Here is a 26,142-nt window from a genome sequence, read left to right on the forward strand (position 1 = left end):
CTTAACCAAAGTTCAATCAGTTTTGCTCACTGAACGTCGTAATAGCTATTGAATGAAAACCGAATAGCGGTCACGTTTGCCACCCGTATTCAGTCAAAAGAGATGCCATGTCCGTCCAGCGCGCAAGTTTCTACATTCTTCTAGCTCTGGTCACTATAGCCTTCGCATGGCTGCTCATTCCATATTATTCAGCTGTTCTTTGGGGGGTAATCCTCGCACTTATCTTTTTTCCGGTGCAGCAACGCCTTGTTCGACTGTTGCGTGGTCGCAGGAACATCGCAGCTTTTCTGTCGGTACTTATGTGCATTTGCCTTGTCATCATCCCGACATTGCTGATTTTTGGATCGCTCGTTCAGGAGGGAAACTCCGTCTATCAGCGGCTGAGTACGCGTGAATTTGACCTAAACAGCTATATTACACGCATATTGGCGGCGCTTCCCGATACACTGGAAGAATGGATGGTTCGCTTTGAGCTTGGCACTTTCGCAGAATGGCGCACGCGTATTACCGGCGGTATTCTTCAAGGCAGTCAGATTTTTGCGAGCCGCCTTGTAAGTTTCGGTCAAAACACGCTGCAGTTTTTCATCAGCTTTGGCATTATGATCTACCTGCTGTTCTTCTTGTTCCGCGATGGAGCGGAATTGGGTGAGAAGATCCGTCAGGCAATCCCTCTCAGCGAAGATTACAAGAACCAGTTTGTAGAGAAGTTTGCCGCCGTCATTCGTGCCACCGTCAAAGGTAACATTATTATCGCACTCGTTCAGGGAACGATTGGCGGTGTCACGTTTTGGCTTCTTGGTATCGAGGCCGCATTGCTGTGGGGTGTGATGATGACGATCTTCTCGCTGCTCCCAGTTGTCGGGGCTTCCCTTGTGTGGGGACCTGCAGCCATATGGTTTGCCGTCAACGGTATGTGGGTCCAGACAATCATCTTGATACTGGTTGGTGTTTTGATAATTGGCCTGATCGATAATCTCTTGCGTCCGCCATTGGTTGGCAAAGGCACGCGTATGCCCGATTTTGTCGTGCTTATCTCGACGATCGGCGGCATTTCCCTGGTAGGGATCAATGGATTTGTCGTCGGACCGATGATTGCAGCAATGTTCATTGCTGCCTGGTCGCTTCTGGCTCAAGAGCAGAACACAGAAATCCCTCCTCAAACAGGCTCTGATTAAAAACTCACACAGTGCTGGGCTTAAAAGCAAGAACGCCCGCTGCACTGGGAGGAGGAGTGTGCAGCGGGCTGATCTGAAAAGCGCGACTGGGAGGAGGAGTGCCGCGCTTCGGGTTCAGTTTCTGGGAGGAGGAGTGAAACTGAACAAGCCCAAAATAGGTGCGGGGCTTGCCACTTACAAGAGGCGATGCTGCAATGCTGTTATGCATTTACGAATAGCTAAAAAAAGAAACCGCCCCGCAGCGATATACGCGCTGGGGCGGCTCTATCCTCCTCCAAGTGGAGCCGACAATAACGGCACATAATCAAAAAGCAACCCCTTAATATCTAATCTCAATTTTCAGAAATTACTGAAATTATTGCATGTAAAACCAGCATTACTAAAAAGCCATCAAGCTGTAACAGCAGCCTCTTCATCAATCATCATGTAATAAGAAATTTTTTAATAACCCTGTAAAAAATTACACACCCAAGACTCACGTCTTAACTTTAATTGGTCGTGAAGGTGTTAAATTCTTTAATCGATTAAAGCGCTGCAATGCTTCACATTTCACAACCGTACGCATAGCCATGGCCGCCAACATATAATTAAAGTTGACTCATTAAATCAGGATTAATATAGCCTCCCAATTAATATGAGTCTTTTTATCATCTTAATGGCATGACGGTGAAAGCCAATACGGGGGTTGCAATGAAAATGAAGTCGAAGCGCGGCGGTTATCTGTTGGAAACAACGATTTTAAGCGGGGCAATTGGTTTGAGTTTGTTGGCAGCGATGCCTGCTTTTGGACAAAATCTGGGACAAAACGCGACAGTTCAGAATCAGAAGGCGACGGACGAGGCCCAGCCAGCTCAAAAGAAGGAGCAAGCTCTTCAGCTAGACACCATCACTATTTCGCCGACAATCCAGAACCAGGCTGCGATTGATGCAATGGCTTCGACCAGTGTCATTACACAACAGCAGCTCGATCGTATTCAGGCAACAACACCGGCCGACCTTTTCCGTTCGACACCGGGCGTACACGCATCTCTGAATGGCGATGATCCTGCAACATCCATTAATATTCGCGGCCTTCAGGAATATGGCCGGGTTGCGGTAACGATAGACGGTGCTCGTCAGGACTATTGGCGCGTTGGGCATGGCTCGGGTTCATTCTATATCGACCCTGAAATGCTAAAGCAGGTAACGGTCATTCGAGGACCGGTATCCAATGCCTATGGTTCTGGTGGCATTGGCGGTCTCGTTGCTTTCGAAACCAAGGATGCAGGCGATTTCCTGCGCGATGATGAAACATGGGCGCTGAGCGAAAAACTACGCTATGAAAGCAACGGCAATGGCTGGATGACCAGCACCGTCGGCGCCTATCGCTTCAACCCGAGTTTCGATGTCATCGGTAATATCAACTATCGCGACAGTGACGCCTATAAGAATGGTGACGGCGATGTCGTGCGCTGGACTGGCGAGCGCGTTGTCAGCGGTCTTGGCAAGATCACGATCCGTCCTGCAGATGGGCATGAAATAAAGCTCGGTTTCCAGCGTCAAAAATATAATGACATCATGACCGGCAGCAGTGGTTCCACTTCGAGCACGCTATCGCGTTATAATGCCGAAACCATCGTCAGCACTTACACGGGTAATTACACTTATAAGCCGGACAACAACCCATTATGGGATCTGTCGGTCAACGCCTATTACAGTGATACGGATAACGATCAATATCAGGTCTGGCCGAAAGCCAATATCGGCAAGACGCGTTATTATGATGTCTCGACGGCAGGCTTCCGCGCTTACAACAGCTCACGTTTTGAAACCGGCGCTATGAGCCATACGCTCACCTATGGCGTGGATTACTATAAGATGCGTGGTGAATCCGACACCGACAACTTCGGCAATGGTGAACAGCAGGCCTATGGCGGCGTTATTCAGTGGCAGGGCGATTATCAAAAGTGGCTCGAACTGATTGGCGCTCTGCGTTATGACGGATACCGCCTCGATGGCACGACCAAGGCGACGAATGTTCTGCCCTCGGAAGATGTCAACGTCGACGGCAATCGCGTTTCACCACGCTTCAGCGTCGGTGTAACACCATGGGACGGCGTTCAGTTTTACGGTCTCTATTCCCAAGGTTATCGCGTTCCTCATATGCAGGATATGTTCAGGCAGAACGGCGCACATGGCTCGGGATATGAACCAAATCTGCTTCTCAAGCCCGAAGTCGCAACCTCTTATGAATTTGGGGTGAACTTGCGCCAAGACGGTATTCTGGATGCAGGCGATCAGGTTCGTGCCAAGCTCAATCTGTTCCATACAGACGTCAAGAACTACATCAACACTGTGAAAACCGGGAACGTAACAACATCTGAAAACGTCGGCGCTGCACGCTTGCAGGGTATTGAGCTGGAAGGCACTTATGACAATTGGTGGGGCTATGTGAACCTGGCTGCTTCTTACACGGATGCCGAAATGAAAGACGGCGTTTACAAAGGAGAAAGCCTGAGCAACACGCCGCTCAACAATTTCAGTGCAACGCTTGGCCTCAAGGCATTTGAAGAGAAGCTCGTTTATGGTGTCGAATATCAGAGCGTCGGCAAGGTCAATCGCGCACTGACAACAGGTGGCGTCAAGGTTTACCCGCGTGTCGATCTCGTTAATGCCTTTGCCAACTGGCAAGTCACCGACAATGTGAAGCTCGACTTCGGCGTCGATAACCTCTTCAACAAAGCCTATACCGACGCCCAGACTGGTTGGGCCACGAGTACGGATATTGAGCAGGCCAAGGGTCGAACCTTCAAGATCGCTATCACAGGTCGCATTGGCGGCTGATCATGGGGCAGGCGAGGCTAAAAATTGCTTCGTCTGCAAATCACTCACCTGAACGATAAAAGTTTTCTTGAATACTCAAGTTTATGATAGTGAGATTCCTGAAAACATAGATTGAGAAAAGCCGTGTCCAAGATGTCATCAGAACTGACCTCCAAGCTGACAAGCCATTCCCATATTCGCCTTCTGAAAGGCGAAGCCTATCTGCCGAACATCATTGATCGGCTCAACTCTTATCAGGCGCAATATAACAGTCACGAAAGCCGCCACGAGTTCACTTATGAATTCGGTCGGATCGAGATTGATGCCGCTGATAGCGGCTATCGCGTTTCCTTGCTTGCAGACGAAGACATCGGTCTGCATCGCCTTAAAGATCTCGCAGCCGTTGCCATAAAACTCTACACCAAGGAAGAAGCGCCGGAGATCGTTTGGCAAGGCGACCGTGCTGGTGAACAGGTTTTGCCGCAGTTCCGGTTGATGCGGGTAATTTCTACAAGTCTGTTGACGCCGCATATGCTGCGCGTGCGGCTAGCTGGTGAGGACTTGAAACGCTTTTCCCTCTTTGGGGCGATGCATATTCGTCTGCTGCTTCCCACAGAAGAAGTGCCACAGCCGATCTGGCCCATCATGGGGCCAAATGGCTTGCCATTCTGGCCTGATGAACAACGCAGACCCGCTTCGCGCGCTTATACAATCCGGGCTCTTGATATTGACGCAGGGTGGCTTGAAATCGACTTCTATCTCCATGAAATAGAAGGCCTGGCCTGCAAATGGGCGAAATGTGCGAAGATTGGCGATACGGTTGGTCTGATGGGGCCAGTCGGACGTCCATTGCGCCGTGCAAGCCGCTATCTCATGGGTGCAGACGCAACTGGCTTGCCTGCTATTGGTCGTATGCTTGAAGAGTTTTCCTCAGACGTAACAGGTCGCGTCATCATTGCCGTCGATAGCGAAAAAGACGTTCAGCCTCTGCAGCATCCAAAGGGCATTTCCGTCGATTGGGTTATCGATGCGGATCAAAAGCGTGCGGGCGAAACGCTGACGCAAATTTTGTGCGAAGCTGAGTGGCCCGAAGGACCAGACAGTTTCGGCTGGTTTGCGGGTGAGGCTGATCAGGCTAAGATTGTTCGCCAGCATTGGCGTCAGACGTTGGGTAAAAGCCGCGAGGAAACGCTCGTCGCTGGTTACTGGCACAAGGATGCGGTTGGTTTTATGGCTGGGTAGGCCGAAAAGGCCATTTCCCAAAGAATGCTGACCCAAGAAGTCATAATAGCCTTCCACTCACGATAGGAATGCGCTAGGCACCCTACTAATTGTGAATGGAAGGAGCCATGCCATGGCGGATTTGTTGAAGCGCTTCGGCACATATTACCGCCCGCATCGCGGGTTGTTCGTGCTGGACTTTTCGAGCGCCGTGGCAGCCGGTCTTTTGGAACTGGCCTTTCCGATTGCCGTGACTCTGTTCATCGATAGGCTTCTGCCTACTGGCCAGCTCGGCATTATTGCTCTGGCTGCCGTTGGGTTGCTTGCGATTTATGTCTTCAATGCCATTCTGCAAGTCATTGTGACCTATTGGGGTCACATGCTCGGCATCAAAATCGAAACCGAGATGCGTCGCAAGGCATTCGACCACCTGCAGAAACTCTCATTCGGATTCTTCGACAATCAAAAAACCGGACATTTGGTTGCCAGACTGACCAAGGATCTCGAAGAAATCGGGGAGGTCGCCCATCACGGACCGGAAGATCTCTTTATCGCTATAATGACGCTCATCGGCGCCTTCTGCCTGATGATGTGGGTCCACGTCCCACTTGCACTTATAACAGCTGTGATCGTTCCGCTTTGCGCTTATGTGACGCTCCGTTATGGCGGGCGGATGACCGCAACATGGCACGCGCTCTATCGTCGTGTTGGTGACTTCAATGCCCGTATTGAAGAAAATGTCGGTGGCATTCGTGTGGTTCAAGCCTTCACGAACGAAGACCATGAACGCAAGCTGTTTGCTGAAAGCAATGAAAACTATCAGAAGACCAAGCTTGCTGCCTATAAGATCATGGCTGCATCGATGTCACTGTCTTATCTATCGATGCGCTTCGTGCAGGTTGTGGTCATGCTCGCCGGTGCATGGTTTGTTGTGCAAGGCGATCTAACGGCTGGCGGTTTTGTTGGTTTCCTTCTGCTGGTCAACGTTTTCTTCCGCCCAATCGACAAGATCAATTCGGTCATTGAAACCTATCCGAAAGGCATTGCGGGCTTTCAGCGATACATCCAGTTTCTCGATACCCGCCCGGATATTGCTGATCGTCCGACAGCAAAATCGGTTGCGCGCCTCAAAGGCGATATCGAATATCGCGATGTGAAGTTTGGCTATAATTCCGAACGCCCGATTTTTGATGGTCTGAACATGAGCATCAATGCTGGTGAAACCATTGCTTTTGTTGGCTCCTCTGGGGCAGGCAAGACGACGATATGTTCACTGCTGCCGCGATTTTATGAAGTGACCGGCGGGGCCATTCTCGTCGATGGCATTGACATTCGCGACATGACGCTGAAGTCGCTGCGCTCCAATATAGGCATTGTGAGCCAGGATGTGTTCCTGTTTGCTGGTACAATCCGCGAGAATATCGCCTATGGTCGCCTTGATGCGACGGATGAAGAAGTTGCCGATGCCGCTCGTCGCGCACGTCTCGACGCTGTAATTGCAGCTATGCCTGATGGCTACGATACGGTCATTGGCGAGCGCGGCGTCAAGCTCTCTGGCGGACAGAAACAGCGTTTGGCAATTGCGCGTATTTTCCTGCGCAATCCACCAATCCTGATCCTAGACGAAGCAACTTCAGCGCTGGATACGGAAACCGAACGTGCAATCCAGCAATCACTTTCAGAGCTTTCAGTAGGCCGTACAACGCTTGTGATCGCACACCGCCTGGCGACTATCGTCAATGCTGATCGTATCATGGTTGTCGAAGGCGGTCAGATCGTAGAGCAGGGCAGTCATTCGGAACTGTTGTCGGTTAAGAATGGTCGTTACAAGCGTCTTCATGCGGTGCAGGCGGGTTCTACAAGCGATGGCATTCTTTCCGCGGCTGGATAAACCTGGGCCTTGATCCGTTACAGTCCTCAGGGGCTTGCTCTCGACGTGAATAGACCTATTGTTTCCTGACCAACCAGTCTGGAAACAAGTCATGCCCGATATCAAGATCAAACGTATTTATGACGAACCGCAGCCGAATGATGGTTTTCGGGTTTTGGTCGATCGTGTTTGGCCACGCGGGATGACAAAAGAAGAAGCTGCAATTGATCTTTGGGCCAAAGACTTGGCCCCATCAACAGGGCTTCGAAAGTGGTTCGACCATGATATTGCCAAGTGGCCTGAGTTTCAGGAAAAATATCGCGACGAGCTGAAAGCCAATCAAGCAGCAATTCAAGAGGCCCTCACGAAAGCCTCTGGTGCACGCCTCACTTTGCTTTTTGGTGCGAAAGACGTCGAGCACAATCAGGCGGTCATATTACGTGATTTCCTAATGGAGCAATCCTGAATTATTTTCTTAGAAAAGAAGCCTATCTATTTATAACAGCTTAAATAAATAGCGCCCACGATGAATAAATCGTGGGCGCCTAAATATATAAAACTCAACCTTTTTGGGGCTTATCCGACCTTTACCACTTGGTATGGACTTTGAGCAAAGCCTTACGGCCTTCGCCATAGCCACAAACATAAACGCCCTGGCAGCCAGCTACATAGTCTTTGTCGAAGAGATTTGTAACGTTGAGATCAATGCCCCAATTGTCCTTTTCATAGCCGAGCTTCAGGTCAGCCAAAGTCACGGCAGGAACCTTAAGCGTGTTCTGGGCATCGGCATAAGAAGAACCGACATAGCGAATACCGCCTCCAAGCTTGACGCCTTCAAGTACGCCTTCCGGAACTTTATATTCCACGAATACGGATGCCTGCTGTTCTGGCAGAAGATATGGGCGCTTGCCGATGAGCGATGTATCGTCGTCGTCTTTGACTGTCAGATCATAGGCCGTCAACGCACCTGTCAGCTTCCATGATTCATTGATATTTGCCTGTACCTCGAACTCAAAGCCGCGGGAGTTTACGCGTCCCAGCTGGCTCTTGTTACCGAATGGCCCGGTCACAACATTTTCTTTGGTGAGATCAAAGAATGAGGCCGTGATGAGACCGTCGAAAAGTTCGGGGCGATATTTTACGCCGACTTCGTATTGAATACCGGTTTCAGGTTTGGCTGGCGTGATGACGATGTTCGGAGCATCCCCAATTCGATATAGCTCGTCCAGCACCGGGTTGAAGAATGATGAGACGCTCACATAGGGCGTGAGACCATTTTCAAACTCGTAGCCGATACCTGCGCGACCTGAGAAGCGATCATTATGGTCCTTGTAGTGCGGCAAGCCCTTCGCATTTGTCGTCACATAATCATAACGACCATTCAGCGTAACGATCCAGCCGTCACCAAATTCCATACGGTCCTGTGCATAGATACCAAACTGGTTCCGGCTCAGATCCTGATCGATATATGGATCGCGCATCGCAGGCTGCGTAGCGCCATATACCGGATCAAATGGGTTGATCAGCGTACCATCGCCCGACTGCTGCATCTGGTCGATACCAAAATAACGATACTCAGCACCAAACAAAAGATTGTGAGTCAAAGCGCCAGTTGTAACTGTGCCTTCGAGCTGGTTGTCTGCCTGAAACGTATTGATTGTCGTGTCGTGCTTGAAATTGATGCGTGACACATATGGATTTCCAGGCGCAGGTTGCGCAAGGAAACCATCATATCCGAATGCGTAAAGGCTATGTTCCTTTACATGCGCATAGCCGTAACGAACGTTCTGGCGAACAGTCCAATCATTGTCGAACTGGTGTTCGAACTCATAACCGATTTGCACCTGCTCGCGGTTATAATCATCCAGACCCGGCTCAGTCAGATTGGTCTTGCGCGAAATCTTACCGAATTCAGTTGGAACAACGGTGCCATAATAGGGCAGGAAGCCACCGCCGTCATGTGTCAGATCAAGATGGCTATAGCTGGCCAAAATAGTAAGGCTGGTCGATTCATCCTGCTTGTATTGAATACTCGGCGAAATGACGCCCCGGAATTCCTTGGAGTAATCCGTGTAGTTGTCGCCGCCCTGAATCTTGCCGTTAATACGGTAATTAACGGTATCTGTTGCCTTATCGCCGATATCGAAGCCAAGGTAGCCATTTCCGTAGCTGTTAATGCCAGCCTCAACATAACGAGTGCGCTCGCCATCAGGACGTTTGCTGATATAGTTGACGATACCGCCGGGGTTGGAGCCGCCATAAAGCGCCGAAGAAGCACCCCGTAGAACTTCAATACGCTCAAGTCCGAAGTCATCGATCAGGAAGCCACCGAAGCCATAGCTGAAGTTCTGCAAACCATCGAGATAAGTGCCGTACTGGGTTGCTTCAAAACCGCGAATGTAAATCCAGTTTGTATCATTATCGACGCCAAACGGCTGCCCCATGACGCCAGCGGTATAACGCAGAGCTTCATCGATTTTCTGCGCGCCTGTCGCATTCATTTGATCACGACCAACAACTGCAACAGATTGCGGAATCTTTTCAATCGCAACACTATCTTTGGAGCCTGTCGTTGTGGCTTGGGGAACAAAGCCCTGAACAGGTGCAGTTCCATCGGAAGGCTTACCGTCACCAGTCTGTACGACCACCGTATCGAGACGGATTGAAGTGTTGGCGTCCTGTGCCGCAGCAGGCATCAGCGAAAGTGGTAACACGGCTAGCGCCGTTCCGCTGGCAAGCAGCACCTTAAGCGTCAGCTTCATCGATCTCGTCATGTATTCAGCCCCTCAAATAATCTGGAGAGTGCTTGCTTCAAACGAATGGCTTTTTCTGATCGCAAGAAGCTGCTGGCACTATAATTGCGTCGATTGTTCGACGCAGCAAATTAATATGAGTATTTACATCAGGATATGACGTGAAGATTGATCGTTATTACGCCAAATTGAATGATATTTCGCTAATATACTGGGGCCTATATCAGGCCTGCAAACGCAGCCAGGCTGCCGGCGTAGTCCCTGTCAACTTCTTGAATACGCGCGTAAAATGCGCCTGATCCGAAAACCCGGTAATCGTGGCTATATGCGGCAAAGATGCACGAGGCTGCAAAAGAAACCCCTGCGCACGCTCAATACGTCGCTTCATTTGCCATGCATGAGGGGAAATTCCGGTCGAAGCTTTGAATGCACTGCAGAAATAAGATTCTGAAAGCTCAGCCAGCGATGCGAGCTCCTGAAGTCGGATAATCCGGTGATAATTATCTTCGATGAAATCTGTAACGCGGCGCAACTGCCATGGTGACAGTTTGCTACTTCGCGAGGGAACATCCCGGCGCACATCGAACAATTCGCTGACAAGCGCATTGATAAGACCTTCACCATAAAGATCGTGAAGCGGTGCGGGTGAAAGGCATTCATCCGCCAACAAGGATCCTATCTGCTCAATCTTTGAGTTTGAGAAGAGCAGACGAGGGCGCTCCAAATTACTTTTACTCAGCGCACCTCCAAGTCGTTGTTGAAGGACAGTCGTATCGAGATGCAGGTCGAGATGTCGTAGTTTTCCGGGTCGCGTGACACGGCTCCAGATCGTCATTCCTGCCGGGATATAGCAAAGTCGCGGCTGTTCGGTGTTTTGCACGATGGTGCGATCATTTTGCTCAGGCCGGATCGCAAGTTCCCCACGACTTTCAAGCACCAGAAAAAGCCGTGGCGCCTGTGAGACATACTCGCCTCGCGCTCCAGGACCACATTCGACCGTCCACACATCCGCAATCGCGCCATTCCAGACACGATAATGAAGATCGTCCAGCAAGCGGACGTCCTCAATGCGGCTTGTCATATGCGGATGGAAGCCCAATAGCATTTTCCTGATTAAGCAATTTTAATATGTATATCTTCGTCAGGTTTTGCTATCAACCGGCGAAATGCTGCTTAAATGCAGAGCTGCTATCCGAAAACGGGATAAATTGATGACTTCCGCATTGTTTGAACTTGAGAATGTCAGCTTCGCAGTACCAGGGCGCACTTTGCTGGAGCCCCTCACAATGTCGATCCAAGCGGCAAGCCTAACAGCGCTCATTGGTCATAACGGATCGGGCAAGTCCACCTTGCTGAAAATTCTGGCGCGACAGCATCCGGCATCAGGCGGAACTGTGCGCTTTGCAGGCAAGCCATTGAATGAGTGGGGCGACCGTGAGTTTGCTCGCAAGCTCGCCTATCTGCCTCAGCAAACAGCTGCGGCATCCGGTATGCTGGTAAAAGAGTTGGTAGCGCTTGGTCGATACCCATGGCATGGCGCTCTTGGTCGCTTTGGAGCTGTTGACCGCCAGAAGGTTGAAGAAGCCATCGAGCTCACAGGAATCGCACCTTTTGCCGACCGTATGGTCGATACGCTTTCAGGGGGCGAACGGCAGCGCGTATGGCTTGCCATGCTGGTTGCACAAGATGCCGAATGCCTGTTGCTCGACGAGCCGACATCAGCTTTGGATATCGCGCATCAGATTGAAGTGCTTTCACTTGTGCAGAAATTATCGCACGAGAAAAAACTAAGTGTGTTTGTTGTCCTTCACGACGTCAACATGGCTTCCCGTTTCTGTGACGCAGTGTTTGCGCTGCATAGCGGTCGTCTTATCGCGCAGTCGACGCCAACCGGTATTATGGTGCCAGAACAGCTCGAAGAGATTTACGGCATTCCGATGGATGTCATGCGCCATGCATCGACAGGACATTTGATTGCCGCACCGCGATAATCAGCTAAACACTCAAGCTTCGGACTTGTAGTCTGAGCGGTTTATCCCGTGCCGTTGCATCTTGTCATAGAATGTTTTGCGCGGAATACCGAGAGATTCCAGTGTCTGCTGAACATCGCCATTATGCGCTGCGAGGGTCTCACGGATCAGCGAAGCTTCGTAACGCTCAAGCCGCTTTGGCAGCGTAGCTTGATCGTCTGGAACAGGAACTGTCTTCGCAGGTGTCGTGACACCAAGAGAAAATCGCTCGGCAAAATGCACGAGTTCTCGAACATTGCCGGGCCAATTATGTTCCATCAAATGGCGATGTGTAGCGGCATCGAGAACTGGAATGTCCCGATTAAAACGTCGAGCTGCGCGCGCCAAAAAATGTGAGAAGAGCAGGGGAATATCTTCACGCCGTTCCCTTAGAGGTGGGATCGTCAGCGTAACCACGTTCAGCCGGTAATAAAGGTCTTCGCGAAAATCACCCCGTTCCTGAGGATCGCCGAGATCGATTTTTGCAGCCGCCACAACACGAAGATCGACTGGACGGATTTCATTCGTGCCAAGCGGCGTGATCTCACGCATTTCCAAAACACGCAGAAGTTTCACCTGAGTTGCCGCAGGCATACTTTCGATTTCATCAAGAAAGAGAGTACCGCCGCTCGCGTGCTCGATGCGTCCGACGCGCTTTTTCTGCGCTCCAGTGAAAGCTCCTGCCTCATGACCGAACAACTCGCTTTCAATGACGGTTTCGGGCAAAGCACCACAATTAAGCGCAACGAAATTACCTTTTTTTCGGCGGCCCCAATCATGCAGCAACTGAGCGACGACTTCTTTGCCGCTGCCGGTTTCTCCTGCAATGAGCACATCGACATCCGTATCAGCGATATCTCGGATCGTGCGACGCAGATTTTCAATTGCCGGTGTCTGACCGATCAGAGGCATGTCGTTCTGTGCTTCATCCGCCAAATGGCGCAGGCTGCGATTTTCCAGAACAAGCTTTCGGCGCTCGCCCGCACGCAATACACTATGAACCAGTCTGTCGGTTGCAAAAGGCTTGGCGATAAAGTCGTAAGCACCATCCTGAATGGCCCGGACGGCCATTGGAATGTCGCCATGACCAGTAATCAGGATAACCGGCAAATCGGCGTCGATTTCACGGATTCGGGCGAAAAGCTCCAATCCGTCGATCTGCGGCATACGCACATCTGTAACGATCACGCCTTCAAATGAGGAGTTGATTGCATTCAGCGCCTCGCTGGCGCTGCCAAAATCCAGCACTTCATAACCCGCCAGCTCCAGTGTTTGTCTGGTTGCACGGCGTAGCGCTTTGTCGTCATCGACAAGTATGACCGGAATATTCATCATGCTTTCTTGAATTCCACACGGAATAGAGTGCCATTCGCACTGCTTTTTACTGAAATCTTGCCGCCATAGTCGGTTAGAATTTCCTTGGCGATCACCAGTCCAAGCCCAAGGCCTCTTTCCTTGGATGTGTTGAATGGCGTGAATAGATTATCGAGAATATGCTGCGGAATGCCCGAGCCATTATCCGAAACCGTCAGTACAACACTCTTCGAAAGAGCTTTTGTGCGGACTTCTATGTGACCGTCATTTCCTTTGCTTTCAACTGCTTCCAACGCATTCTGAAACAGATTTATGAGAACTTGCTCAAGTCTGATTGAATGACCGAAAACACAAAGATCTGGCGCGGGGAGCTCGATATCCAGCTGATCCATGCTGCCTGCAAAGCGACTGCGCAAAAGAACAAGTGCGCCTGAAATCACCTGAGCTAGCGGCACTGGTTCTGAAGCACGATGTCCTTTACGTGCAAAGGCACGAAGATCACCGGTGATCGTCCCAATACGTTCGGTAAGAGCGGCGATTTCCGCAAGGTTTTCCGCCGCATCATCCAGTCGCTTGCGATCAAGAAACGTACGTGCATTATCGGCATAAGCGCGGATTGTCGCGACGGGCTGGTTGATCTCATGTGCAACGCCAGCCGCAACTTGTCCCATGATCGCCAAGCGGTTTGCATGTACCAGATCCTGCTGTACGCCTTGCAACATGCCTTCGGTTTTATGGTGTTCGTTTATCTCGGACTCCAGTCGGTCGCGCGCTGAAATGAGATCAAGCGTTCGCTCCGCTACACGTTGCTCGAGTTCAATTTGTCGACGTTGCGCATCGGCAATACGTGCAACAACACGCTGACGGCGGCGCAGCAGAATACCGGCCACGGTAGCAATACTTGCCAAGATAATGAAAACGATAAGGCGTGCCTCACGTATAGCAGCTTCCACAGGCTGCCTGATCGGCGCGAGACTATACATGAGCCAAGGTGTGCTTGGAACATGCGAGCGGATTGCCAGAAAATCTGTGCTCCGTGCCGACCCCGGAAGAATAGCATCAACCAGCACCATATCGTCTCCCGCCACAGGCTTTAGCGAAAGCGGCAGAGGCTTAAGAGGCGCATCACCAAACTGTAGACTGTTGCGAATGGTTTCAACTGTTTGAGGCTGAAGTTCACCAATGGTCATAAACCGCCATGAGGGTATGGTGGTAATCAGCACTATATTTCGATTATCTGTAACGAAAGTCGGACGGCCAGTTTCATTCCAATCGCTTTCCAGCTGATCGAACGACAGTTTCACCACGACAACACCAAGTGGTCCATTTGGCCCATCCACACGACGCGAAATATAAAGGCCAGGTCGCAGGCTGACATTACCAAGCGCAAAATATTCGGCGTTTGTGTTTTTCAAAGCGTCGTTGAAATAAGGTCTGAACTTATAATCGTTGCCGACAAAACTGTCCGGCTCGCGCCAGTTACTGGCGGAGATTGCATAGCCATGAAGTCCAACAAGATAAATCACCGCCGCTTGTGTGCCTTCAGCGAGCGCTTCCAGCTTACGGTTGAGCTGATCGATAGCCACCGCACTTGGCATTGCAAGCGCGTCGGCTAGCTCCTTGTCTTTGGAAAGGACCAGAGGTAGTGCGCGTTGCTTCTCAAGAACGGTTCGAAGGAGGGCCGTATTCAGATTTGCATCGATCCGGGTCTGCTCACCCAGTGAAAGCAAAGCACGATCACGCGCAGCATCGCCGACAACCCAGAAAGCCAGTGCAAAAATAGCAGCACAAATCGCACCAAATATCCACCATGTCCGGCGATTATTGGTGGGCAGCGAAATTGCTTCAATTGTAGAAACCGATGCTTCATTCATGAAATCGATTGTGCATTAATCCGCACCGCATGAAAAGTAATATGTGCGATAATTCGCACAAACAGCAGAAAAAGACTCCCAACTAATTAATATTATATATTTATTTCAATAGCTTAATTCTAATAACAAAAACTGGCACGCAGCTTGCAATCATGATGTCAACAGCAGCGGGAGCTGTTGAACGACAGACTAATGGCTCGGGAGGCTGGATGAGATCCGGGCTGAGCCGAACGGAGGACATCATGATCGCTGTACCGTCAGGCGCTGTGGCCGAGCCACGCCGCCCAATCCCTTTTTACAAGCACCTCTATGTGCAGGTTCTGGTAGCCATTGCTGCCGGTATTCTTCTTGGTCATTTTTATCCGGAGCTTGGCACGCAGCTAAAGCCACTGGGTGACGCTTTCATCAAGCTGGTGAAAATGATCATTGCCCCGGTAATCTTCCTGACCGTCGCGACCGGCATTGCCGGCATGACTGACATGAAGAAGGTGGGGCGCGTGGCCGGTAAGGCCATGATTTACTTCCTGACTTTTTCGACGCTTGCGTTGATCATTGGCCTTATCGTTGCCAATGTTGTGCAGCCGGGCGCAGGAATGCACATCGATCCTTCGTCGCTCGATCCGAAGGCAGTTGCAAACTACGCCGAAAAAGCTCACGAACAGACGATTACCGGCTTTCTGAGCAACATCATCCCAACCACCATCGTTGGCGCCTTCGCGTCTGGCGATATCCTTCAGGTTCTTTTCTTCTCGGTCCTGTTTGGTATTTCGCTCGCCATGGTTGGCGATAAAGGCAAGCCAGTCACCGACTTCCTACAGATGCTCACAGCACCTGTCTTCAAGCTGGTTTCGATCCTGATGAAGGCGGCTCCGATTGGTGCGTTCGGCGCCATGGCTTTCACCATCGGCAAATATGGTATCGGCTCGATTGCCAATCTGGCCTTGCTGATCGCGACGTTCTACATCACAGCTCTACTATTCGTTCTGATCGTGCTTGGCGCGGTTGCACGCTATAACGGCTTCTCAATCCTGGCTCTCATTCGCTACATTAAAGAAGAGCTCCTGCTGGTGCTTGGCACTTCATCGTCGGAAGCTGCTTTGCCAAGCCTCATGGACAAGATGGAAAAAGCGGGCTGTAAGCGCTCGGTCGTGGGCCTTGTCATTCCAACTGGCTATTCGTTCAACCTTGATGGCACGAATATCTACATGACGCTTGCTGCACTGTTCATCGCACAGGCAACGGATATTCCGCTTTCGCTCACTGATCAGATCCTGTTGCTTCTCGTGGCAATGCTTAGCTCGAAGGGTGCTGCTGGTATCACCGGTGCAGGCTTCATCACGCTTGCTGCAACGCTTTCGGTTGTTCCGGCAGTACCGGTTGCTGGTATGGCGCTGATCCTCGGCATTGATCGCTTCATGTCGGAATGCCGTGCACTGACCAATCTCGTCGGCAATGCCGTTGCAACCATCGTTGTGGCGCGTTGGGAAAACGAACTCGACACCGACATGCTGGCAGCAGCAATGAAGGGCGATGTGATCGACGTTCAGGGCACACCGGTTCTCGAACCGGCGGAATAATTGGGCTGATCTTCTTTCTCAGGCAACCGGAACGGCCCGCTTTTGGCGGGCCGTTTTGTTTATTTGTTATCTTCGGCAGCCTTGCCCTGAGTAATCAGGCGCGCACTGTGCTGCCCGGATATAAATGTCCAGAGCCAACTCCAGGCAACGGCTGCGCGACTACGCGTGCCGATCAGGAAGAAGATATGGGCGATGCCCCATACCCACCAGGCAATTGCACCTTTAAGCTTGATCCGCCCCATATCAACCACGGCAGCACCTCGACCAATAGTCGCGAGATTGCCCTGATGGCGGTAACGAAACGGCGCTGGAGCAGCACTACTTGAAACGCGACTGCGAATAACCTTTGCAATATAAGCGCCTTGCTGTTTTGCGGCAGGCGCAATACCCGGCACAGGCTTTCCGTCAGGTCCTTCAACCCAGGCTGTATCGCCAATCGCAAAGATATTCTCGTGTCCCGGCACCGTAAGATCGGAAAGCACGCGAACGCGGCCTGCACGATCGCTTTCCGCTCCGAGCCATGAAGCTGCAGGCGATGCGGCGACACCAGCAGCCCAGATAGCGGTTTTGCAGGGAATAAACTCTTCGCCAACGGTCACGCCATCTTCCGTGATCTCCTTGACAGGTACGCCGAGACGCACTTCTACGCCGATCTTCTGAAGAGCATTTTGTGCGTAAGTCGATAAGTCTTCTGGAAATGCAGCCAGAATGCGTGGCCCTGCCTCTACAAGCAGCACACGCGCCTCACGCGTATCGATATTGCGGAACTCAGGCCACATTGTCTGCTTGGCCAGCTCTGCGATAATGCCTGCCAGCTCCACCCCAGTTGGTCCCCCACCAACTACCGAGAAAGTAAGCAGTGCCTGCCGTCTCTCTGGATCTGTTTCGCGCTCTGCGCGTTCAAAAGCCAGAAGCAAGCGGCGGCGAATGGTCGTAGCGTCCTCCAACGCCTTAAGACCGGGTGCCAGCTTTTCCCATTGATCATTGCCGAAATAGGCGTGCCGTGCGCCAGTGGCCAAGACGAGCGTGTCATAATTAATCTTTGTGCCGTCTTCCAGCCGCACCTGTTTTGCGGATGCGTCGACGCCCACGACAGTGCCGAGCAATGTCGTCACTTCCTTACGATCACGGAAAAGATGGCGAATTGGCCAGGCTATTTCCGATGTAGCGAGGATCGTTGTTGCAACTTGATAAAGCAGCGGCTGAAAAAGATGATGATTGCGTTGATCGACAAGGGTTATGCGAACATTGGCACCTTTGAGATCATGAATTAATTGCAGGCCTCCGAAGCCTGCACCAACCACGAGGATATGGGGGGTATCCGGTCCGTTCATTGAAGTTATACCACCTGAGGTTGGCGTGAACCCGAGTCACGCTTTTCGTACGATAGTTGCACTTCGCAAACTAACGTTATCAGGCAGATGGTAAAGAGCCTAACGGCAAAGTGACATTAATTCTTGACGAAATAATTCAAGATTATTGCCGGAGAACGTGCTTTCGAGTTTTGCATGAGCCGATGTCCAAATAGGAACAGCTGATGCAAGAACCGTTTGTCCTTCAGATGTAAGCAAAAGAAGGCGTTGGCGGCGATCGTCGGGATTTACGACAATCTCCACCCAGCCATTGCGCTGCAAAGGCTTCAATGCTGCGGTGAGGGTGGTTTGATCCATGGCCAACAGTTCCGCCACCGGCTTCATAGGCGGCGGGCTGGGGCGATTTAATGCCATTAGAAGCGAAAACTGACCATTATTGAGACCAGAAGGGCGAAGTTCCTCGTCAAAATAACGGGCAAGCGCACGGGCTGCACGCTGAACATGCAAACAAAGACAGGTATCACGCACAAGAAGCGTGGTTTCAAACGGAACGGCGCGACTATCTGGCATTACTTAGTAATGTTGATATCAATCTATTTCGTCAAGACAGTTAGTAAGCCACGTCATCAACGCGCATCCCGAAAAGTGTGAAACAGTTTTCTGACAGAGATGCGCGTTAAACAGATGCCTAGAGCTCCGATCTGATCCAATCGGATCAATGTTCCAACATTCGAAGCTTTCAGGCGCAATCTGAATTACCGCTTAGAAATCATCACCATGATGCATGTGACGAAGGTAAGCGAAAGCAGTTCCGGCCAGAACCGGCAGAATGACAAGCGCCATCCAAAATATAATGTTGCTCATTTTTCCCTCCCTTTTACCAACAGTTTACCATACCAGGCGGATAAAAGAAAAACGCGTAATGCGACGGCTTGTTCCGCGCATGTAAAAGACAGTTCTTTTCGTCTTGGAGACGCTCTTTAAACCGGAGCAACTTTGCGCGTTAAATTGTTAGAATAAAATTCCATCACAGCCGAGTTACAAGCATTCAAACACTATTGCCAGGACGCAGGAGTTTGAGTAGAAGTAGCGTCACATCAAGAGTTGGGGCGACGCCCAACGCCAACCTGCCTTTCCGGGCAAGGTGGTACTTCCTAAAATGGAAGGATGTGGCCAACCGGCAAATATACGGATCAAGCCACACGCGTCCGCTCTCACATAACGAAGGACTGACGCGACATGCCTATTAAAATTCCTGACGATCTGCCCGCAACCAGTGTTCTCGAAGCCGAGGGCGTTATGGTCATGCGTGAGGCAGATGCTATCCGTCAGGATATCAGGCCGCTGAAAATCGGCCTTCTCAATCTCATGCCAAACAAGGTCACGACAGAGACGCAGATTGCGCGTCTTCTGGGTTCAACTCCATTGCAGCTGGAATTGACGCTTGTTCGCATCACCAATCACGTAGCGCGCCATACGCCTGCAGATCACATGCTTTCTTTCTATCGACCTTGGGAAGAGGTGCGGGACGAACGTTTCGACGGCTTTGTGATTACCGGTGCGCCAGTCGAGCGTATGCCGTTTGAAGAAGTCACATATTGGGACGAAATGCAGCGTGTCTTCGACTGGACACAGACCCATGTTCATCGGTCGCTCAATATCTGCTGGGCGGCACAGGCGGCTGTGCATCATTTCCATGGCATGAGCAAATATGACCTGCCCGGTAAAGCGTCAGGTGTTTACAGCCAACAAAACCTTGCTCCAGCATCGCCTTACCTGCGCGGATTTTCAGACGACTTTGCAATTCCTGTTTCTCGTTGGACGGAAGTGCGCAAAGACGACATCCCGGTAGATAGCAATCTGAAGGTTCTCGTCGATAGCCCTGAAAGCGGTCTTTGCTTGCTGGAAGACCCGAAGCACCGCGCACTTCATATGTTCAATCACGTCGAATACGATACGACGTCGCTTGCTGATGAATATTTCCGGGATATCCAGCTGCAACCAGATACACCCGTGCCAGCCAACTATTTCCCAAGCGACGATGCAAGCCGCAAACCACAGAACTGCTGGCGAGGCCATGCACATCTACTTTTCGGGAACTGGATCAATGAGATGTATCAATCGACGCCATATGATCTGGCAAAGATCGGCAAGCCTGATTGAGCTTACTGAGCATCTATAAATCAATATAAAACAGAATATTAAAGCGCTAATCTAACTTATCAGATTAGCGCTCTCTCAATTTCGACCCCAGAAATCAGCTCGCGAAACGTCCGATCCACTGGTGCCACTGGTCTTCACTTCCGTGGAAGACATTCAGATCGATCTTGCCGTTCACGCCCTGCGACAATCCTGAGCCGGAATACTGCCAGAAGACCCAGCGACGACCCGGATAGACTTTGGATGGATGTTGCGCAACAGCACGCAGCCAGAACGGATAATCGGTAAACGCACCCTTCAAATTATCATCGTAAAAATCTGGTGCGGTGTAGATAACCGGACGCTTGCCATAATGGCGCTCAAGCGCATCCATGAAAACCTGCATCTTTTCACGCACCTGAGCAGGCGATGGACGACGCTTGCACGACGAGTCGCCGTTCCATTCAACGTCGATAACCGGCGGCAGCGCATCTGGATCAACCGGCACGTTGCGAATGAACCAATCAGCCTGCTGACTGGCTACGCGGCACCAATAGAAGAAGTGATACGCACCACGCTTCAAGCCTGCAGCCTTGGCATCACGCCAGTTCTTGCGGAACATTGGATCGAGATGATCGCCGCCATCGGTCGCTTTGATATAGGCAAAATTCGCACCGTTCTGTCGCAACGTTGCCCAGTCAATGTCTCCCTGCCAACGCGAAACATCTACACCATGCACTGCATGCCTGCGTGGCGAAACACTACCGAAGTTGATCGGCTTCGCATCGCGGAAGCGCTGGCTATAGACCTTATTGCGCGTTTGCCGATCAAGGCGAACAGGTGGGTAAGCCGCGACTTCCGGCTTCGGAACCGAGATTGGAGCCACCACACGCTGCTCTGGACGCTGCGTCAATGGTGCAGGCGGCTCGTTTTTAAATGGGCCCGCATCAGGAACCGGACCAGCCCAGGCAAGAACTTCTTCCTGTGGTGCGGATGGCATTGATTGCGGGGCTCTCGCCATTTCTGTCAAAGGTGCAGAAGGCCTGACAACCGAGCTGGTCAGCTCTGCAGATGGCTGCGGCATGATACTGTCGATGCCGGAACTAGACGTGCAACCCGCCAAAGCGGTGCAGGCAAGGGCAATTGCTGACACAACCGAAAAACGCATGATACCCGTACACAAAACTCAGGCGCTCTACAGCCAAACCAAAACTGGTTGCAGAAATGCCATCAACCAACACCCGCAACGCTCCTCCCGAGCTATTTGCTAACCAAAGATTACCGCCAAAAGCTGAATCCAAAGTTTACGAAATACTTAAACGGGCCGAGGTGAAAATGATTTCTGTGTTTTTGCGCTGATATTTTTTGCGAACTGTGTCAGGCACGCTTCGCTGGAAGATCGAAGTCCTGTGGAAAGAACTGTTCCGCATAAGGCTTAGGCTTAACGCTCTCAATCTGAAGCATCAGCTCGGCGATCTTTTCGGGGCTTGAAATACCGCATTCATAGATTTGGATAATTTCGCGCGACATCTCATCCTTTTGCGGAGAGGTGATCGGGCAGCGTCCGAGAACTTCACACGTCTTTAGATAGGCCGCCTGCAACTGTTCGAGCTCAGCGGGCTTGAAACGCTTAAAATAATAATCTCTCGAAAACGGCATATTGTTTCATTCGCAGTCTGGTCGTGATTGACCGGATTTCATAACCTGTGACGATACTTTTCAAGGCATGTCTTTAGTAAAACTGAACACTTTACTATCATACTTAGGGATAGTTTACATTCAGTAACTGGTTTCAACTGCGCATAAGTTCTACTCGCGCTGCGATTGCAGCAATTTTTTCTGGATCATGTTCACCAGATTCATATGTCCTGATGATCGCACGGGCGAGTTCGTTTTTCGCCTCATGGGTTGTCGGGCAGCGGTCTAACATGGCACAGCTGCGGTTATAGGCGGCTTGCAGAACTTGCAAGTCCTCAGGCGTGAACGTTCCGCGATATTGGCTGCCTCGAAATGGCATTTTTGCTCTCCCCAACTTTTTGATTGAAGCTCGAATTTAAGAGGAAAGCAACTGCATTTTGATGGCGAGGTGATATACCAGCTTTGGAAGGCTGGCGGCCAGCTTCAAACCTTCACAAGACAAGGCGTGGTCGCTATAAACTTAAGTAAAAGCTCAATTAAAAGGATAAGATAGTGAAAATCGGCGTCGTTACAGTCTCAGACCGTGCAAGCCGCGGCGAATACGAAGATTTGAGCGGTCCTGCTATCGAAAACTGGCTAAAAAGCGCGATTGTAACGCCTTACGAAATTGTTAGACGCGTCATTCCAGATGGAATGGAATCCGTGCGTGATACGCTTATCGATCTCGTCGATAATGTTGGGTGCGATTTGATCCTGACAACAGGCGGAACTGGCCCAAGCCCGCGCGATGAAACACCGGAGGCGATGAAGGCTGTTCTGCATAAGGAACTGCCGGGTTTTGGTGAACAAATGCGTCGTGCAAGTCTTGAGCAGACGCCGACAGCCGTTCTTTCGCGCCAGACGGCGGGAAGCCGTGGCAAAAGCTTCATTCTCAATCTGCCGGGGAAGCCAGTCTCGATCGCTATGACACTGCAGGCCGTATTCCCTGCCATTCCTTATTGTCTCGATCTTATTGGTGCAGGGCGTATCGAAACCGATCCAGCTGTCGTCAAAGCACATCGTCCTGGTTGAAGCTCGCGGATTATCGCGAGCAATTAATCCGCTGTCGCGACGCAATTGCGCAACCCAGCTTTGCGCTTTTGCATAAATTGCACACTTGCATTTCCCTGATTTGAAGCCGACTATTGGTGAAAAAGAAGGGGAATTAAGTGAAGCCATTTGATGAGATGCTCAACCATGGCGGGAGTGTTCGCCAACCTTATGAATTTCTCAAGCAGTGGCTAGACCAGCAGGATCAGCACAAACTTCTGCAAAAAACACATGATGCGGAAAGCGTTTTTCGAAAAACCGGCATCACATTTGCGGTCTATGGTGATCAGGACGCTGCGGAACGGCTTATTCCGTTCGATATTATTCCGCGTATCATTTCCGGTCAGGAATGGCGAAGGCTATCGCAAGGCATCGAACAGCGCGTGATGGCGCTCAACGCTTTTCTTGATGATATTTATCATCGTCAGGAAATAGTCCGGGCAGGACGCATTCCAAAGGAACTCATCACCAATAATGAGGCATTCCTGCCCGAAATGATTGGATTTCGTCCGCCAGGCAATGTCTACACGCATATTATCGGCGTTGATATCGTGCGGACTGCTGAAAACCAGTTTTACGTGCTGGAAGACAATGCGCGCACGCCTTCCGGCGTTTCCTACATGCTGGAAAACCGCGAAACCATGATGCAGCTTTTTCCGGAGCTGTTTCAGAATGTGAAAGTTCGCCCGGTCGAGAACTATCCGCAATTGCTGCGTCAGTCATTGGCAAGCGTTGCACCACCCGGAACGCAAGGGGTGCCGACTGTCGCAGTTCTCACGCCGGGCATCTACAATTCCGCCTATTTCGAACATGCGTTTCTGGCTGACCAGATGGGCGTCGAACTGGTCGAGGGTAGTGACCTGCGCGTTGTGGATGGCCGTGTCGCCATGCGCACGACAAAGGGCTATCGCACCATCGACGTACTTTATAGACGCGTTGATGACGATTTTCTTGATCCGTTGACATTCCGTCCAGACTCAACGCTCGGCGTCGCGGGCATCATGGATGTCTATCGTGCTGGCAATATAACGATTGCCAATGCGCCGGGCACAGGAATTGCCGATGACAAGGCCATCTATTCCTACATGCCGGAAATCGTCGAGTTCTACACCGGCCGCAAGGCGATCCTTGAAAATGTGCCGACATGGCGCTGTTCGGAACCCGATAGTCTTGCCTATGTGCTCGATAATCTGGCCGATCTGGTGGTCAAGGAAGTGCATGGCTCCGGCGGCTACGGAATGCTGGTTGGGCCTGCTGCAACCAAAGCCGAGCGCGATGCGTTTGCTCAAAAACTGAAAGCACGTCCACGCAACTATATCGCACAGCCAACATTGGCACTCTCGACAACGCCAATCTTTACCGAAAGCGGTCTTGCGCCACGTCACGTCGATTTGCGCCCTTTCGTTCTGGTGTCAGATCGTATCCGGATCACGCCGGGCGGGCTGACACGGGTGGCGCTCAAGGAAGGTTCGCTTGTTGTGAATTCCAGCCAGGGTGGCGGCACCAAGGATACTTGGGTACTCGACGATTAAAACACATAACACGCAGCAACTGACACGAAGATCAGAGCGTGAAAAGGGGAATGATTTTATGCTTCTTGGCCGTACGGCAAATGGGCTTTACTGGATGTTTCGCTATATCGAGCGCGCCGAAAACATGGCACGTCTGGTGGATGCGGGGCTACGCATGGCGCTGACCAAAACATCGGATGCACCGGAAGAGTGGTCTTCTGTAGTTGTGTCAGCTGGTGCAAGCCAGACATTTTCAGCCAAATATCACGCTTATAATGCAGCAAACGTCGCAGACTTTCTGCTGCGGGACATGGATAACCCTTCCAGCGTCATGTCCTGTATGGAAACCGCACGTTCAAATGGTCGCATGGTACGAACAGCGCTCACCCGCGAAGCGTGGGAAAGTGTCAACGAAGCCTGGATGACGCTGAAGAAATCTCTCTGCAAACCGTTGAAAGAGGCCGATCTTCCACCGCTCCTTGATCAGATAAAGCGGGAAACGGCACTCATACGCGGCGCATTCCATGGGACAATGTTGCGCAACGAAATCTTCGATTTCGCGGGGCTTGGCACATTTATTGAACGCGCAGACAACACGGCGCGCATTCTCGATGTCAAATATTACGTACTGTTGCCCGCCGTCTCCTATGTCGGGACCACGCTCGACAACTATCAATGGGAGTCCATTCTACGCTCCGTTTCAGCGCATCGGTCTTATCGCTGGGTTTATGATGGTGATTATCGCCCATCGCATGTTGCTGATTATCTGATCCTGAATGGCCGTATGCCGCGCTCACTTCATCATTGCTACCAGTGCATAACCGGTCATCTCGGCTTTCTTGGCAAAGACTACGGCGAGAGTGCTGCCTGCCATGCGACTGCGGATAAAATCTACGGCAGCCTGCTAAATCAGGACATTAGTGCGATATTTGATGTCGGTCTGCACGAGTTTCTGACCGAATTCATTACGCGCAATAATCGGCTCGGCAATGAGATCGCCGAAACCTATAATTTTTATTGAGGTGTTCGCTTGCTGCTCAATATCCGGCACGTCTCGCATTATCGCTATGAAAATCCGGTTCCCTATGCGGTGCAGCGCCTGCGTTTGCGCCCACCGACGCTGCCGGGGCAACTGGTCAAACATTGGGAGCTGAAAATAGAAGGCGGCGAGCCTGAAGTCTCTTATATTGACGGCTTCGGTAATAAAACCGACCTCGTGCAGCACGCACGAAACATCAACGAGATCATTATTACAGCCAGCGGCAGCGTCGAGGTTGAGGATCGCGTCGGCGTGCTTGGCCCGGTCTATGGTTATGCTCCGCTCTGGCTTTTTGAGCGAGAAACACCGCTGACCGAACCCGGAGAGCGCATTCGAGCTCTCGCTGGCGATCTCAGCAAAGAGCAGGAGCGTCTTGCATTGCTGCACGAACTGATGAATGCAGTTCATACAGCGGTCGCCTATATGCCCGGCACCACCAGTGTTGCCACAAATGCAGAAAGTGCGCTTGAGGCAGGCAAGGGCGTTTGCCAGGATCACAGCCACATCTTTCTGTCTGCAGCTCGCTTGCTGGGAGTCCCCGCACGCTACATTTCCGGTTATCTGCTGATGGAAGGCATGGAAGAACAGACTGCAAGCCATGCATGGGCAGAAGCACATATCGATGGACTGGGCTGGGTCGGCTTTGATGCTGCAAACAATGTCTGCCCTAATGATCGCTATGTGCGGATTGCAACCGGCCTTGATTACCGTGATGCTGCACCAATTTCAGGAGTAAGGCTTGGAGGAGCGGTTGAAAGTCTTGCGGTACACATCAATGTAGGGCAGTGATTATTTCAATTTACGATTTGCCTGCCGGA

The 26,142-nt window shown here is 51.2% G+C and carries 21 protein-coding genes and 1 riboswitch; of the genes, 12 read left to right on the forward strand and 9 right to left on the reverse strand.

Annotated elements, in window-relative coordinates:
* Positions 1-107: 107 nt before the first annotated feature.
* The 5 genes from ABWV94_RS16355 (at position 108) to ABWV94_RS16375 (ending at position 7,534) form a co-directional block, all read left to right on the forward strand.
* A complete protein-coding gene (locus ABWV94_RS16355; protein ID WP_007879280.1) occupies positions 108-1,175 on the forward strand; it encodes an AI-2E family transporter in 1,068 nt (355 codons plus the stop codon).
* A 690-nt stretch (positions 1,176-1,865) separates the two neighbouring features.
* Positions 1,866-3,998 (forward strand): TonB-dependent hemoglobin/transferrin/lactoferrin family receptor, encoded by a 2,133-nt coding sequence (locus ABWV94_RS16360; RefSeq protein ID WP_353414417.1) that lies wholly within the window; start codon positions 1,866-1,868, stop codon positions 3,996-3,998.
* 132 nt (positions 3,999-4,130) lie between these two features.
* Positions 4,131-5,219 carry a siderophore-interacting protein gene (locus ABWV94_RS16365; RefSeq protein WP_353414521.1) on the forward strand — a complete coding sequence of 363 codons (1,089 nt, stop codon included), beginning with the start codon at positions 4,131-4,133 and terminating at the stop codon, positions 5,217-5,219.
* Between the two features lie 112 nt (positions 5,220-5,331).
* Positions 5,332-7,089 (forward strand): ABC transporter ATP-binding protein, encoded by a 1,758-nt coding sequence (locus ABWV94_RS16370; RefSeq protein WP_007879265.1) that lies wholly within the window; start codon positions 5,332-5,334, stop codon positions 7,087-7,089.
* Positions 7,090-7,180: 91 nt separating this feature from the next.
* Entirely contained in the window at positions 7,181-7,534 is a 354-nt protein-coding gene (locus ABWV94_RS16375) for a DUF488 domain-containing protein (RefSeq protein WP_353414419.1), read from the forward strand.
* A gap of 121 nt (positions 7,535-7,655) precedes the next feature.
* Here the strand turns inward: ABWV94_RS16375 and ABWV94_RS16380 are convergent, their stop codons facing one another.
* Both ABWV94_RS16380 and ABWV94_RS16385 read right to left on the reverse strand, forming a co-directional pair.
* Positions 7,656-9,842, reverse strand: a complete 2,187-nt coding sequence (locus ABWV94_RS16380) for a TonB-dependent siderophore receptor (protein ID WP_353414421.1) — start codon at positions 9,840-9,842, stop codon at positions 7,656-7,658.
* A 202-nt stretch (positions 9,843-10,044) separates the two neighbouring features.
* The gene (locus ABWV94_RS16385; RefSeq protein ID WP_237853864.1) at positions 10,045-10,875 is read right to left on the reverse strand and encodes a helix-turn-helix transcriptional regulator; all 831 of its coding nucleotides are present in this window, start codon (positions 10,873-10,875) and stop codon (positions 10,045-10,047) included.
* Positions 10,876-11,032: 157 nt separating this feature from the next.
* Here ABWV94_RS16385 and ABWV94_RS16390 point away from each other — a divergent pair, with 157 nt between their 5' ends.
* Complete coding sequence (locus ABWV94_RS16390) at positions 11,033-11,812, forward strand: ATP-binding cassette domain-containing protein (RefSeq protein WP_353414424.1); 780 nt, start codon at positions 11,033-11,035, stop codon at positions 11,810-11,812.
* Positions 11,813-11,824: 12 nt separating this feature from the next.
* On the opposite strand, the gene ABWV94_RS16395 is transcribed toward ABWV94_RS16390, so the two are convergent.
* Complete coding sequence (locus ABWV94_RS16395) at positions 11,825-13,165, reverse strand: sigma-54-dependent transcriptional regulator (RefSeq protein WP_353414426.1); 1,341 nt, start codon at positions 13,163-13,165, stop codon at positions 11,825-11,827.
* Positions 13,162-15,018, reverse strand: coding sequence for a sensor histidine kinase (locus tag ABWV94_RS16400; RefSeq protein WP_353414428.1), 1,857 nt, complete (start codon positions 15,016-15,018; stop codon positions 13,162-13,164). The genes ABWV94_RS16395 and ABWV94_RS16400 overlap by 4 nt, the downstream gene beginning before the upstream one ends.
* Before the next feature lie 242 nt (positions 15,019-15,260).
* Between ABWV94_RS16400 and ABWV94_RS16405 the strand changes: the two genes are divergently transcribed.
* Positions 15,261-16,595: a dicarboxylate/amino acid:cation symporter gene (locus ABWV94_RS16405; protein ID WP_079213813.1), complete on the forward strand. Its 1,335-nt coding sequence runs from the start codon at positions 15,261-15,263 to the stop codon at positions 16,593-16,595.
* A 59-nt stretch (positions 16,596-16,654) separates the two neighbouring features.
* Here ABWV94_RS16405 and ABWV94_RS16410 read toward each other — a convergent pair whose 3' ends face one another.
* Both ABWV94_RS16410 and ABWV94_RS16415 read right to left on the reverse strand, forming a co-directional pair.
* Positions 16,655-17,929 (reverse strand): NAD(P)/FAD-dependent oxidoreductase, encoded by a 1,275-nt coding sequence (locus ABWV94_RS16410; protein ID WP_353414431.1) that lies wholly within the window; start codon positions 17,927-17,929, stop codon positions 16,655-16,657.
* A gap of 99 nt (positions 17,930-18,028) precedes the next feature.
* Entirely contained in the window at positions 18,029-18,478 is a 450-nt protein-coding gene (locus tag ABWV94_RS16415) for a MarR family winged helix-turn-helix transcriptional regulator (RefSeq protein ID WP_007879241.1), read from the reverse strand.
* A 519-nt stretch (positions 18,479-18,997) separates the two neighbouring features.
* Positions 18,998-19,106, forward strand: a riboswitch (SAM-I-IV-variant riboswitch).
* A gap of 41 nt (positions 19,107-19,147) precedes the next feature.
* Here ABWV94_RS16415 and ABWV94_RS16420 point away from each other — a divergent pair.
* Positions 19,148-20,071: a homoserine O-succinyltransferase gene (locus ABWV94_RS16420; RefSeq protein WP_007879233.1), complete on the forward strand. Its 924-nt coding sequence runs from the start codon at positions 19,148-19,150 to the stop codon at positions 20,069-20,071.
* Between the two features lie 94 nt (positions 20,072-20,165).
* Here the strand turns inward: ABWV94_RS16420 and ABWV94_RS16425 are convergent, their stop codons facing one another.
* The 3 genes from ABWV94_RS16425 to ABWV94_RS16435 form a co-directional block, all read right to left on the reverse strand.
* Complete coding sequence (locus ABWV94_RS16425; RefSeq protein WP_007879232.1) at positions 20,166-21,215, reverse strand: GH25 family lysozyme; 1,050 nt, start codon at positions 21,213-21,215, stop codon at positions 20,166-20,168.
* A gap of 209 nt (positions 21,216-21,424) precedes the next feature.
* Positions 21,425-21,706: a hypothetical protein gene (locus tag ABWV94_RS16430; protein WP_007879219.1), complete on the reverse strand. Its 282-nt coding sequence runs from the start codon at positions 21,704-21,706 to the stop codon at positions 21,425-21,427.
* Positions 21,707-21,839: 133 nt separating this feature from the next.
* The gene (locus tag ABWV94_RS16435) at positions 21,840-22,064 is read right to left on the reverse strand and encodes a hypothetical protein (protein ID WP_007879218.1); all 225 of its coding nucleotides are present in this window, start codon (positions 22,062-22,064) and stop codon (positions 21,840-21,842) included.
* A gap of 173 nt (positions 22,065-22,237) precedes the next feature.
* Here ABWV94_RS16435 and mog point away from each other — a divergent pair, with 173 nt between their 5' ends.
* The 4 genes from mog (at position 22,238) to ABWV94_RS16455 (ending at position 26,113) form a co-directional block, all read left to right on the forward strand.
* The gene (gene mog, locus ABWV94_RS16440) at positions 22,238-22,756 is read left to right on the forward strand and encodes a molybdopterin adenylyltransferase (RefSeq protein ID WP_064321736.1); all 519 of its coding nucleotides are present in this window, start codon (positions 22,238-22,240) and stop codon (positions 22,754-22,756) included.
* 137 nt (positions 22,757-22,893) lie between these two features.
* Positions 22,894-24,306: a circularly permuted type 2 ATP-grasp protein gene (locus ABWV94_RS16445; protein ID WP_079213816.1), complete on the forward strand. Its 1,413-nt coding sequence runs from the start codon at positions 22,894-22,896 to the stop codon at positions 24,304-24,306.
* Between the two features lie 58 nt (positions 24,307-24,364).
* Positions 24,365-25,306 (forward strand): alpha-E domain-containing protein, encoded by a 942-nt coding sequence (locus ABWV94_RS16450; protein ID WP_353414434.1) that lies wholly within the window; start codon positions 24,365-24,367, stop codon positions 25,304-25,306.
* Positions 25,307-25,315: 9 nt separating this feature from the next.
* Entirely contained in the window at positions 25,316-26,113 is a 798-nt protein-coding gene (locus ABWV94_RS16455; RefSeq protein ID WP_064321733.1) for a transglutaminase family protein, read from the forward strand.
* Positions 26,114-26,142: the final 29 nt, after the last annotated feature.

Origin of the sequence: Brucella sp. NBRC 12953 (genome assembly GCF_040369775.1) — a bacterium.
Lineage (GTDB): Bacteria > Pseudomonadota > Alphaproteobacteria > Rhizobiales > Rhizobiaceae > Brucella > Brucella pseudogrignonensis.

Bases quoted from the DNA above. Each gene is read 5' to 3' on its own strand.
- ABWV94_RS16420 (WP_007879233.1), top strand. From the start codon at position 19,148: ATGCCTATTAAAATTCCTGACGATCTGCCCGCAACCAGTGTTCTCGAA.
- ABWV94_RS16395 (WP_353414426.1), bottom strand. From the start codon at position 13,165: ATGATGAATATTCCGGTCATACTTGTCGATGACGACAAAGCGCTACGC.
- ABWV94_RS16415 (WP_007879241.1), bottom strand. From the start codon at position 18,478: ATGCCAGATAGTCGCGCCGTTCCGTTTGAAACCACGCTTCTTGTGCGT.
- ABWV94_RS16450 (WP_353414434.1), top strand. From the start codon at position 24,365: ATGCTTCTTGGCCGTACGGCAAATGGGCTTTACTGGATGTTTCGCTAT.
- ABWV94_RS16405 (WP_079213813.1), top strand. From the start codon at position 15,261: ATGATCGCTGTACCGTCAGGCGCTGTGGCCGAGCCACGCCGCCCAATC.
- ABWV94_RS16370 (WP_007879265.1), top strand. From the start codon at position 5,332: ATGGCGGATTTGTTGAAGCGCTTCGGCACATATTACCGCCCGCATCGC.
- ABWV94_RS16360 (WP_353414417.1), top strand. From the start codon at position 1,866: ATGAAAATGAAGTCGAAGCGCGGCGGTTATCTGTTGGAAACAACGATT.
- ABWV94_RS16380 (WP_353414421.1), bottom strand. From the start codon at position 9,842: ATGACGAGATCGATGAAGCTGACGCTTAAGGTGCTGCTTGCCAGCGGA.
- ABWV94_RS16435 (WP_007879218.1), bottom strand. From the start codon at position 22,064: ATGCCATTTCGAGGCAGCCAATATCGCGGAACGTTCACGCCTGAGGAC.
- ABWV94_RS16355 (WP_007879280.1), top strand. From the start codon at position 108: ATGTCCGTCCAGCGCGCAAGTTTCTACATTCTTCTAGCTCTGGTCACT.
- ABWV94_RS16390 (WP_353414424.1), top strand. From the start codon at position 11,033: ATGACTTCCGCATTGTTTGAACTTGAGAATGTCAGCTTCGCAGTACCA.
- ABWV94_RS16375 (WP_353414419.1), top strand. From the start codon at position 7,181: ATGCCCGATATCAAGATCAAACGTATTTATGACGAACCGCAGCCGAAT.
- ABWV94_RS16425 (WP_007879232.1), bottom strand. From the start codon at position 21,215: ATGCGTTTTTCGGTTGTGTCAGCAATTGCCCTTGCCTGCACCGCTTTG.
- ABWV94_RS16410 (WP_353414431.1), bottom strand. From the start codon at position 17,929: ATGAACGGACCGGATACCCCCCATATCCTCGTGGTTGGTGCAGGCTTC.
- ABWV94_RS16365 (WP_353414521.1), top strand. From the start codon at position 4,131: ATGTCATCAGAACTGACCTCCAAGCTGACAAGCCATTCCCATATTCGC.
- ABWV94_RS16400 (WP_353414428.1), bottom strand. From the start codon at position 15,018: ATGAATGAAGCATCGGTTTCTACAATTGAAGCAATTTCGCTGCCCACC.
- ABWV94_RS16430 (WP_007879219.1), bottom strand. From the start codon at position 21,706: ATGCCGTTTTCGAGAGATTATTATTTTAAGCGTTTCAAGCCCGCTGAG.